Here is a 9,480-nt window from a genome sequence, read left to right on the forward strand (position 1 = left end):
TTTTTTCCCTTATTTTTCTACATTTTATGTCTTTTTTCTTGTTTATTTTTTGCTTTTAATGCTCATCATTTCTTTTTTTAAGTGTTTTATATTACCTTCTGCTAAAAATATGTTTGAACATAACTTTTGTAATTCATCTGCTGGTTTCCCTCCATAAATCTTATAATATGTCCTGCCAAGTTCTTCGCAGCATTTTTTCACATTTCTCTCTTCTTCTATTATTTGTTTTTTGATTTTAATTATTTCAGTCATATCCTTAGTTTTTTTAACGGCATCCTTTCCGCTCTTCTTAACAATCTTTCCCATATTATCTAATATCTCAGACAAAACAACCACCCCTTAATATATTCTATTAAACACATTTTAAAAAAACATAATAAATATAAAATTTATCAAAATAGCTTTTAATTGCTTACATACTAATTCTTCTTTCAACTGTAAACAATAACATTTGCATTTTTTTAAACAATTGATAAAACACTGCCTCACTTTAACAATAATATATGTATAAATGTAAATTTATTCATTTGATTGAAACATTTTAATATTGTATACTTGTTAAATACTGACTAGTCAGTACAAAATAATATAAGGAGGTATATCATTTATGAAGCTTTTTAACGTGTGCAAAAAAGAATTAAAAACTTTATGGAAAAACAAAATAAAAATAGTTGCGACTCTAGCTGTTATAATAATTCCATTATTATATACTTTCAGTTATCTTAAAGCATACTGGGATCCATATGGTGATTTAAAAAATTACCATGTAGCAATTATAAATAATGATACTGGCGCCACTTTAGATGGTAAAAAAGTAAACTATGGCAATGAGACCATAGATAAATTAAAGAAAAAAACAGAAATAGGCTTTGACTTTGTAGATAAAAATACGGCAGAACATGGCCTTAAATATGATAAGTACTTTGCTTCAATAGAAATCCCAAATGATTTCTCAAAGAAAATTGTAGAAGCAAAGGACGGTTCAGCAGTAGCTCCTACAATAAATTTTGTATCTAACAACAAAAAGAATTACATAGCTACTAAAATATCAGAAAATATAAAAACTACAATTATAAGTCAGTTAAAGCAAAGTATTTCAGAGGAATATGCTGAAACAGCCTTTAGTTCAATATATGAATCTAAAGACGGCTTAAAAGATGCTGCTACTGGAACAGACAAGCTTATTGATGGTACTGGTAAGCTAAGTGATGGAAATAACAAACTTACATCAGGTTTAAAAGAAATTAATTCACAGGTTCCAAAACTTCAAGATGGAGTCAGCGCACTTTCAAATGGTGCATCTGCTTTAAATACAGGACTTGGCAAGCTTAATGGCACAGTTCCAGCTCTTGCTTCTCCAATCAATCAACTTGCATCTGGTGCATCAACACTTAACAATGGTGTTAACAGTGCACTAAATGGTTCTAATGCATTAAACAGCAAATCTGGTGACTTAGTAAATGGAATAAACAGTGCTGCAGAAGCATATGATAAACAGCTTGTTGCAGGCTATACAAATAAATTGGTACCAGGAATTAAAAATGGTGCAGACCAATTATCTGCTGGTGCTCAACAACTTAATGACAGCGTTAAGAGTCTTCCAGATCAAACTCAGCAACTTGCAAATGGAGCATCTCTAATTGATACAGGTGTAAAAGCACTAGTTAGTCAAACAGCAGAAAGCCAACAGGCTCTTCAGAATGCTAGTAAATATCTTGAAGCTTACATACAAAGTAATCCTCAAGCTATGGCAGATCCAAACATGGCTGCATATGTTAAAACAATGAAAGCACTTTCAAGTGCAGCTGATAACCCTGATACTCAAAAAAATATCAAAAAGCTTACAGATGGTACAGCTGAACTTAAAAATGGTACAGCAAAGCTTAATGAAGGATCAAAATCATTATCTGCTGGTACAGCACAGCTAGCTGCTGGAACAAAGCAGCTTTCAAATCAGCTTGATCTTAACGATGAAAACTCTGCTGTTTCTCAGTTCAATGCAGGTTTAACTTCATACAAAGCAAAAGCAATAGCACCTCTTCAAAGTGGAATTAAGCAGTATACTGATGGTGTTGGTCAGCTTCATGGCGGACTTAATGCTTTAGCTGATGGTTCAGCTAAGATATCTGGCGGCTTAGGTACTTTAAATTCAAAGATACCTACTCTTTCAGAAGCATCACAGAAACTATATGATGGTTCAGCTGCTTTAAGCAATGGTATTAATCAGCTAGGTTCTAAGATTCCTGCTTTAGCATCTGGAACTAAACAGCTTGAAAATGGTTCAGTTACTTTAGGTGAAGGTCTTACTACATTAAATGATGGACAGAATGAGCTTAAGACAGGTCTTAATGATGGTATTGAAAAAATAAGCACAAAGCTTAAAACACCAAGTAAAGATCTTGGTAAGTTTGTAGGAAGTCCAGTAGATGTTAAAACTACAAACATTGATGAAGTAAGTAATTACGGAAGTGGACTTGCTCCATATTTCCTACCAATATCATTATGGCTTGGTGCAGTTTTAATGATGCTTATCATTAAAATTAAGAATGAAAACTTTACTGACCTTAATAGATTTGATTTTGTTATTGGAAAGTACTTAAATTACGCAATACTTGGTATTGTTCAGGCTTTATGTCTTGGTGGTGTTGTATACGCTCTTAACATTACACCTAAGCATCCAGCGTTGCTATTTATATCCTTAATAATAACAGCACTTTCATTCGATGCAATACTTTATGCTCTTGTTAGTCTGTTTGGCCTAATTGGTGAAGGACTATCAATAGTAATTCTTGTATTACAGCTTTGTTCTGATGCAGGTACATTCCCAATGGAATTATTACCTTCATTCTTCCAGAACATAAGTACATTCTTACCATTTACTTATGTTGTTGAAATATCAAGAGAAGTTTTATTTGCATCAAATATCAATATGTCATTAGTTATAAAAGACTTATTGATATTAGGATTGTTTGCACTAATATCTTTAATACTTGCATTCACATTCAGCAAACAAGGTATAGCAGTTAATGAAAGTATTGAAGATGCTTTAGATGGCAACTATAGTGATGATTATCAAGCCAAAACTTACAAAAAAGCAGTAAATGAATAATATGTAAAACAAGGTATATCTACAAAACAGATATACCTTGTTTTAATTTTACGACTGTTATTAACTAAATGATTTCTTTAATGCTTTTCTTATGATATTCGGATTTTTCTTATACTGGCTTACTGGACATATTTTTTTATCTTTAACATTCATTAATGTGTAAACCGCTATTCTTGCCGCACGAACTGAATATTCTTCTGTAAAGACCATATCCTCTGGTATTTCAACAAACTGGCTTGCCATTGCAAAGTTAGTTGATCCTTCTGGAACTACTTTAGGTCTGTCAGACATCTTTCTTGGCTGGAACTGTGCATCAACATATGGCATCATACATGGTATTACATTGACAACAGTATCCATTAACCAGTTTGAATCTTTAAATGTCATAAGTGCTCTACTTCCTGTAATATTTTTTCTTCCTCTTTATCCCTTATGATAATTTCTTCTACAGTAATTCCTTCATAAATATTTAAACTTAAGATCTGTTACTGTAGTCTCATTAATAAAATCTACACCATTATCTTTAAGGTACTTTTTAATAGATAGAATTTAAAAACGAAGTTTTATTATATAAATCAATAGGACAAGTTCTTAGCAGAGAGATAGCTGATGATATAGAATACTATAAACTTGATGCACTTTTAGAAGGCAGATATAATATTTATTTTGACAAGATAGAACACATAACGAACGAACACATTTTAAGAATAATCAATCAACATAAATATGAAGGATTTTTTACAGGTTCTACATATCACGAAGATAATATTGACTTTGATAAATTTGTGGTATTTGTTAATGAGAACAGTAACTTTGAAGGGTTCTATAACAAATATAAAGACAGATTTAATTTTATAAATCGTGGAAATAACTTTTACGAAATAGTTCCTGTCGGCTTTTCAAAAGCATCCGGCATAGAATATTTGATTAATTATTTAAATATCGATCATAAAAACACATATGCCATCGGAGACAGTACAAATGACCTTTCAATGCTTCAATTCTGCAGCAACAGCATTGCCATGGGAAATAGTACGCAAAGCTTGTTTGAGCATGTGTCATATATAACAACAAACATAGATGATAATGGAATTTATAATGCACTTAAGCATTTTAACTTAATATAACTATCTAGAAAGCATATTATCTTTACTATGAGATGTATATGCTTTCTAAAATATTCTTCTTGTTTTTTCGTTTTCTAATATTTATGTTTCAAATTTATTATCACCGACAACAACAGCAGTTATTTGAATTTGCACCCTTCGTTCCACTTTCAGTACATTTATCAACAAATTGTCCAAGCATACCTCCCATAATATTTATCATCTGAGAATTCATTGTAAATAAATAATTGTTCGTCCATTGAGTCTGAAGCCAGTATAATACAAGAAGAAACAAAAAAAGGGCTTGAGACTGCTCATAAAAATACTGCAATTCATTACCAGCACCGTCATATATGTTGTTAGGCTGCGCTAAAACTTCACTATCCTCCATTTACATACCTCTCCAAATTATACTCTTTATATACTATGTATTTGAAATCTTTATGTGCATATAGAAGTTATGTGAACATTCTGCTTGTATTAATTTTACATTATGATATAATTTAAATTGTTAAGCGCTTAATTATTTTACGCTTAACTTTTCATTTTAGGAGGCAAATATATGAAAAACCTTAATCTCGATGTTGCGCATTTTATTGAAAAAATTCATCTTATAAAGAGAATTTTAATTCAAAAACAATTTAACGACCTCCCTGTATATCATGGTCAGATTCCACTTCTTAACTATGTAAAAAAACATGATGGATGTTTCCAGGTTGAAATTGCAGATTATCTGCTTGTCACACCAGCATCAATTGCCCTCTCTACTAAGAGACTAGAAAAAGCAGGTTTTCTTACAAAGAAGATTGATTCTGATAATTTAAGATGCAAAAAAATATACATTACAGATAAGGGACGTGAAATAACAGACAAATGCAAAGAAATATTTGATACAGTTGATTCACAAATGCTTCAGGGATTTACAGAAGATGAATTATCGCAATTAAACTTATTTCTTGAACGTATGATAAAAAATCTATCAGATAAAAACTTTAATAATGATATGAGCATACTTTCCATTGGCGAACTTATAAAAATCATGAAAAGTACTCATAGAGAGGAGAAGGATAATGATTAAAAAGCTTATGTCTTATTTAGACAAATATAAAATCTATACAATTTTAACGCCAATAGCAGTAATTGGTGAAGTAATCCTAGAAATCTTTATTCCATTTATCATGTCAAAAATCATTGATGTAGGTATTGCCAATAAAGATATTCCCTATATTACAAAAACTGGACTGCTTATGATACTTATGGCTTTCATTTCACTTTTATTTGGTGCTTTAGCCGGAAGATTTGCCTCTGTAGCTGCAACTGGACTTTCTAAAAATATAAGAGGTGCACTATTTGATAAGATACAGGATTTTTCTTTTTCAAATGTGGACAAGTTCAGTACTGCGTCTCTTGTAACAAGACTGACAACAGACGTTACTAATACTCAGAATGCATTTATGATGACTATACGTATACTTGTTAGAGCACCAATTATGCTAATCTGCGCACTAATAATGGCATTAAATATCAATGCAAAACTTTCTCTTATCTTTATTGTAGCAATTCCATTCTTAGGAATAGCATTATATATCATTGCAACAACTGCATTTAAGCCATTTCAGATAATGCTAAAAAAATATGATAAAATGAATGCTATAATTCAGGAGAATCTTATTGCCATAAGAGCAGTAAAAGCATTTGTACGTGGAGATCATGAATTTGACAAGTTCCATGAAGCTGCAAAAGGCGTAAGAGATACACAGAGAAAAGCCGAAGGTGTTATCATCTTTAACATGCCAGTAATGATGTTTGCTGTATATGGATGCATGATTGCAATTTCATGGTTTGGCGGCAACATGATTATTAATGGCAGCATGACGACTGGTGAGCTTATGAGCTTTATAAGTTATGTTACTCAGATATTAATGTCACTTATGATGATATCAATGGTGTTTGTTAATATTGTTCTTTCAAGAGCATCTGTAACACGTATTATCGAAGTTCTTGATGAAGAAAGCGATATTAAAAATCCTAAAAATCCAATAACTACAATAGCTGACGGTTCCATTGTTTTTGACCATGTAAATTTCAGATACAACAATGACTCAGACAATAATGCTCTTGATGATATAAATCTTACTATAAAATCTGGTGAAACAATCGGAATTATTGGTGGAACAGGATCATCTAAGTCATCACTAGTACAACTTATTCCAAGACTATATGATGTAACAGATGGAAAAGTATTAGTCGGTGGCAGAGATGTTAGAGATTACGATATAGAATCTTTACGTAATGCTGTTGCTATGGTGCTTCAGAAAAATGTACTTTTCTCAGGTACTATTGCTGAAAACTTGAGATGGGGTAACGAAAATGCCACTAATGAAGAATTAGAAGAAGCCTGCAAATGTGCATGTGCATATGACTTTGTTGAATCATTCCCTGATAAATATGATACAGACCTAGGACAAGGCGGTGTTAATGTATCAGGTGGTCAGAAACAAAGACTATGTATTGCCAGAGCACTTTTAAAGAAGCCTAAGATAATAATCTTAGATGATAGCACAAGTGCTGTGGATACAACTACTGACAGTAACATACGTGCTGCATTAAAGAAAAATTTATCAGAAACTACAACTATAATTATTGCACAGAGAATAACATCTGTATGCGATGCAGATAAAATCATAATTATGGATGATGGTAAGATAAGTGCCATTGGAACTCATGATGAACTGTTAAAGAACAACGATGTTTATAAGGAAATTTATAATTCTCAACAGAAAGGAGCTGATGATAATGCCTAGACCTAACAAAATGAAGGGAACACCTCAGAAGGTAAAGAATCCTTTTAAGACTTTCAAACGTATAGTAAGCTATATGGGTGTTTATAAGTTTTATCTTATACTAATATTAATACTTCTACTTATAGGGTCATTAGCTAATGTTGCTGGTACCTACTTTTTAAAACCCTTAATAAATGATTATATAATTCCTTTTATAGGACAGAAAAATCCTGATCTTTCAGGTTTTATCAAGGCACTGTTAATTATGGGCTCTGTATACCTTATTGGTGTAATTTCAACATATGTTTATAATAAACTTATGGTAAAGGTTGCAACAGGAACTTTATATAGAATAAGAAAAGATATGTTCTTCCACATGCAGAAACTTCCTGTAAAATATTTTGATACACATACTCATGGAGAATTAATGAGCAGATACACTAATGATACTGATACTCTACGTGATATGCTTAGTCAGTGCTTTGCACAGTTCATTTCAGCCGCAATAACAGTAATTGGGGTATTTGTAATGATGATTGTCTTAAGTCCAGCACTTACACTACTTGTAGTAGCAATGCTTGTAATCATCATTCTTATACTTAAGTTCATGGGAAAGAAAGGCGGTTACTATTTTGGACTTCAGCAGAAAGAAATCGGAAAAGTTAATGGCCACATTGAAGAAATGATTGAAGGACAAAAAGTAGTTAAAGTTTTCTGCCATGAAGAGCAGGCTAAAGCTGACTTTGACAAGCTTAATAACGATTTATGTGAAGCAGCAAAATCAGCAAATACTATAGGCAACATAATAATGCCTATCATGGGAAACCTTTCATATGCACACTACGCTATAACGGCAATGGTTGGTGGTATATTATCTGTAACTACAGGACTTGATTTAGGTACACTTGCTTCATTCCTGCAGTATACAAGATCATTTTCTCAACCAATAACACAAATGTCTCAACAATTCAACTTCCTTATAGTTGCCCTTGCCGGTGCTGAAAGAATATTTGATTTAATCGATCAGACACCTGAAACTGATGAAGGCTATGTCACTCTAGTAAATGCTGACTTTGATGAAAACGGCAATATATTTGAAACAGAAAAACGTACAGATATATGGGCATGGAAACATCCTCATAGCGATGGAACTATTACTTATACTCAACTTAAAGGCGATGTAACATTTAACCATGTAGTTTTTGGTTATAACGAAAAGAAAACTGTTTTAAATGATATAAGTCTTTTTGCAAAACCTGGACAAAAAATAGCCTTTGTAGGCTCAACAGGCGCAGGTAAAACAACTATAACTAACTTAATTAACCGTTTCTATGATATTCCTGATGGAAAGATACGCTATGATGGAATCAACATTAACAAGATTAAGAAAGATGATTTAAGAAGATCCCTTGGAATGGTTCTTCAGGATACACATTTATTTACTGGGACAGTAATGGAGAATATAAGATATGGAAGACTTGATGCTACTGATGAAGAGGTCATTGAAGCTGCAAAACTTGCTAATGCTGATACATTTATTAAACATCTTCCTCATGGTTTCAATACACTGATTACCTCTGATGGTACAAACTTAAGCCAAGGACAAAGACAACTTCTTGCTATAGCTAGAGCTGCTGTTGCTGATCCACCAGTTCTAATACTTGATGAGGCTACAAGCTCTATTGATACAAGAACTGAAGCACTTATACAAAAAGGTATGGACAAACTTATGGAAGGAAGAACTGTATTTGTTATAGCACACAGACTTTCAACTATAAGAAACTCAGATGCAATAATGGTTCTTGAAAATGGACAGATTATTGAAAGAGGAAATCATGATGAACTATTAGAGCAAAAAGGACGTTACTATCAGTTATACACTGGTATGTTTGAACTTTCCTAATAAAAAAAGGGGCTGTATCAAAAGTCTTTGATACTAGCCGAAACAAAAAGGTAGATTCGTAATTGAATCTACCTTTTTTACGCATAATATTAACATGAATAATAATATTATACCTATTCATCAGATAGGTTTCCCAATTGATTTAGAAATTATTATTCCAGATGACGATTCAGTAAAATTGCTATATGAGATTACGAAGGGATTAGATTATTCAAAATTATATAAAGCTTACTCTACTAAAGGTAGAAATCCAGCAATTGCCCCTGAATCTTTATTTAGAATATTAGTATATGGATATATGGAAGGAATATATTCAAGCAGAGGACTAGAAAAATCATGTAATCGTGATATTAACTTTCGTTGGCTTCTGCAGGGGCAGAAGGCTCCGGATCATAATACCATTGCTAGATTTAGAAGTTCAAGATTATCAGACTGTATCGAAGATTTGTTTGATCAATTAGTAAATAAATTAGCTCAATTGAATGAGATAAAATTTGAAAATGTTTTTGTAGATGGTACAAAAATTGAAGCTAATGCTAACCGATACACTTTTGTATGGGGAAAAGCTATTAAAAAATT

Annotated in this window: 8 protein-coding genes and 1 pseudogene; 6 read left to right on the plus strand and 3 right to left on the minus strand. The window is 32.1% G+C overall.

Features of this window, described 5'->3' with window-relative positions:
* Positions 1-42 precede the first annotated feature (42 nt).
* Positions 43-327 (minus strand): hypothetical protein, encoded by a 285-nt coding sequence (locus FYJ33_RS14050; RefSeq protein WP_154532346.1) that lies wholly within the window; start codon positions 325-327, stop codon positions 43-45.
* A gap of 280 nt (positions 328-607) precedes the next feature.
* Here FYJ33_RS14050 and FYJ33_RS14055 point away from each other — a divergent pair, with 280 nt between their 5' ends.
* Positions 608-3,109, plus strand: a complete 2,502-nt coding sequence (locus FYJ33_RS14055) for a YhgE/Pip domain-containing protein (RefSeq protein WP_154532348.1) — start codon at positions 608-610, stop codon at positions 3,107-3,109.
* 60 nt (positions 3,110-3,169) lie between these two features.
* Here FYJ33_RS14055 and FYJ33_RS14060 read toward each other — a convergent pair.
* Positions 3,170-3,472: pseudogene (locus FYJ33_RS14060) on the minus strand (oleate hydratase); the annotation flags it as partial.
* A 179-nt stretch (positions 3,473-3,651) separates the two neighbouring features.
* Here FYJ33_RS14060 and FYJ33_RS16085 point away from each other — a divergent pair.
* Positions 3,652-4,236, plus strand: coding sequence for an HAD-IIB family hydrolase (locus FYJ33_RS16085; RefSeq protein ID WP_328598714.1), 585 nt, complete (start codon positions 3,652-3,654; stop codon positions 4,234-4,236).
* 100 nt (positions 4,237-4,336) lie between these two features.
* Here FYJ33_RS16085 and FYJ33_RS14070 read toward each other — a convergent pair whose 3' ends face one another.
* A complete protein-coding gene (locus FYJ33_RS14070; RefSeq protein ID WP_154532352.1) occupies positions 4,337-4,606 on the minus strand; it encodes a hypothetical protein in 270 nt (89 codons plus the stop codon).
* A gap of 171 nt (positions 4,607-4,777) precedes the next feature.
* Here FYJ33_RS14070 and FYJ33_RS14075 point away from each other — a divergent pair, with 171 nt between their 5' ends.
* The 4 genes from FYJ33_RS14075 to FYJ33_RS14090 form a co-directional block, all read left to right on the plus strand.
* A complete protein-coding gene (locus FYJ33_RS14075; RefSeq protein WP_154532354.1) occupies positions 4,778-5,293 on the plus strand; it encodes a MarR family winged helix-turn-helix transcriptional regulator in 516 nt (171 codons plus the stop codon).
* Positions 5,286-7,019 (plus strand): ABC transporter ATP-binding protein, encoded by a 1,734-nt coding sequence (locus FYJ33_RS14080; RefSeq protein ID WP_154532356.1) that lies wholly within the window; start codon positions 5,286-5,288, stop codon positions 7,017-7,019. Before FYJ33_RS14075 ends, FYJ33_RS14080 begins: the two co-directional genes overlap by 8 nt.
* Positions 7,012-8,901 carry an ABC transporter ATP-binding protein gene (locus FYJ33_RS14085; RefSeq protein ID WP_154532358.1) on the plus strand — a complete coding sequence of 630 codons (1,890 nt, stop codon included), beginning with the start codon at positions 7,012-7,014 and terminating at the stop codon, positions 8,899-8,901. Before FYJ33_RS14080 ends, FYJ33_RS14085 begins: the two co-directional genes overlap by 8 nt.
* A 94-nt stretch (positions 8,902-8,995) precedes the next feature.
* A partial coding sequence (locus FYJ33_RS14090) for a transposase (RefSeq protein WP_206046708.1) occupies positions 8,996-9,480 on the plus strand: 485 nt, incomplete at its 3' end.

Source organism: Inconstantimicrobium porci (assembly GCF_009696465.1).
In the GTDB taxonomy this organism is placed as follows: domain Bacteria; phylum Bacillota; class Clostridia; order Clostridiales; family Clostridiaceae; genus Inconstantimicrobium; species Inconstantimicrobium porci.

What these genes read in the sequence shown, in the direction of transcription:
- FYJ33_RS14055 (WP_154532348.1), top strand. Translation starts at nt 608, where the DNA reads ATGAAGCTTTTTAACGTGTGCAAAAAAGAATTAAAAACTTTATGGAAA.
- FYJ33_RS14070 (WP_154532352.1), bottom strand. Translation starts at nt 4,606, where the DNA reads ATGGAGGATAGTGAAGTTTTAGCGCAGCCTAACAACATATATGACGGT.
- FYJ33_RS14075 (WP_154532354.1), top strand. Translation starts at nt 4,778, where the DNA reads ATGAAAAACCTTAATCTCGATGTTGCGCATTTTATTGAAAAAATTCAT.
- FYJ33_RS14080 (WP_154532356.1), top strand. Translation starts at nt 5,286, where the DNA reads ATGATTAAAAAGCTTATGTCTTATTTAGACAAATATAAAATCTATACA.
- FYJ33_RS14085 (WP_154532358.1), top strand. Translation starts at nt 7,012, where the DNA reads ATGCCTAGACCTAACAAAATGAAGGGAACACCTCAGAAGGTAAAGAAT.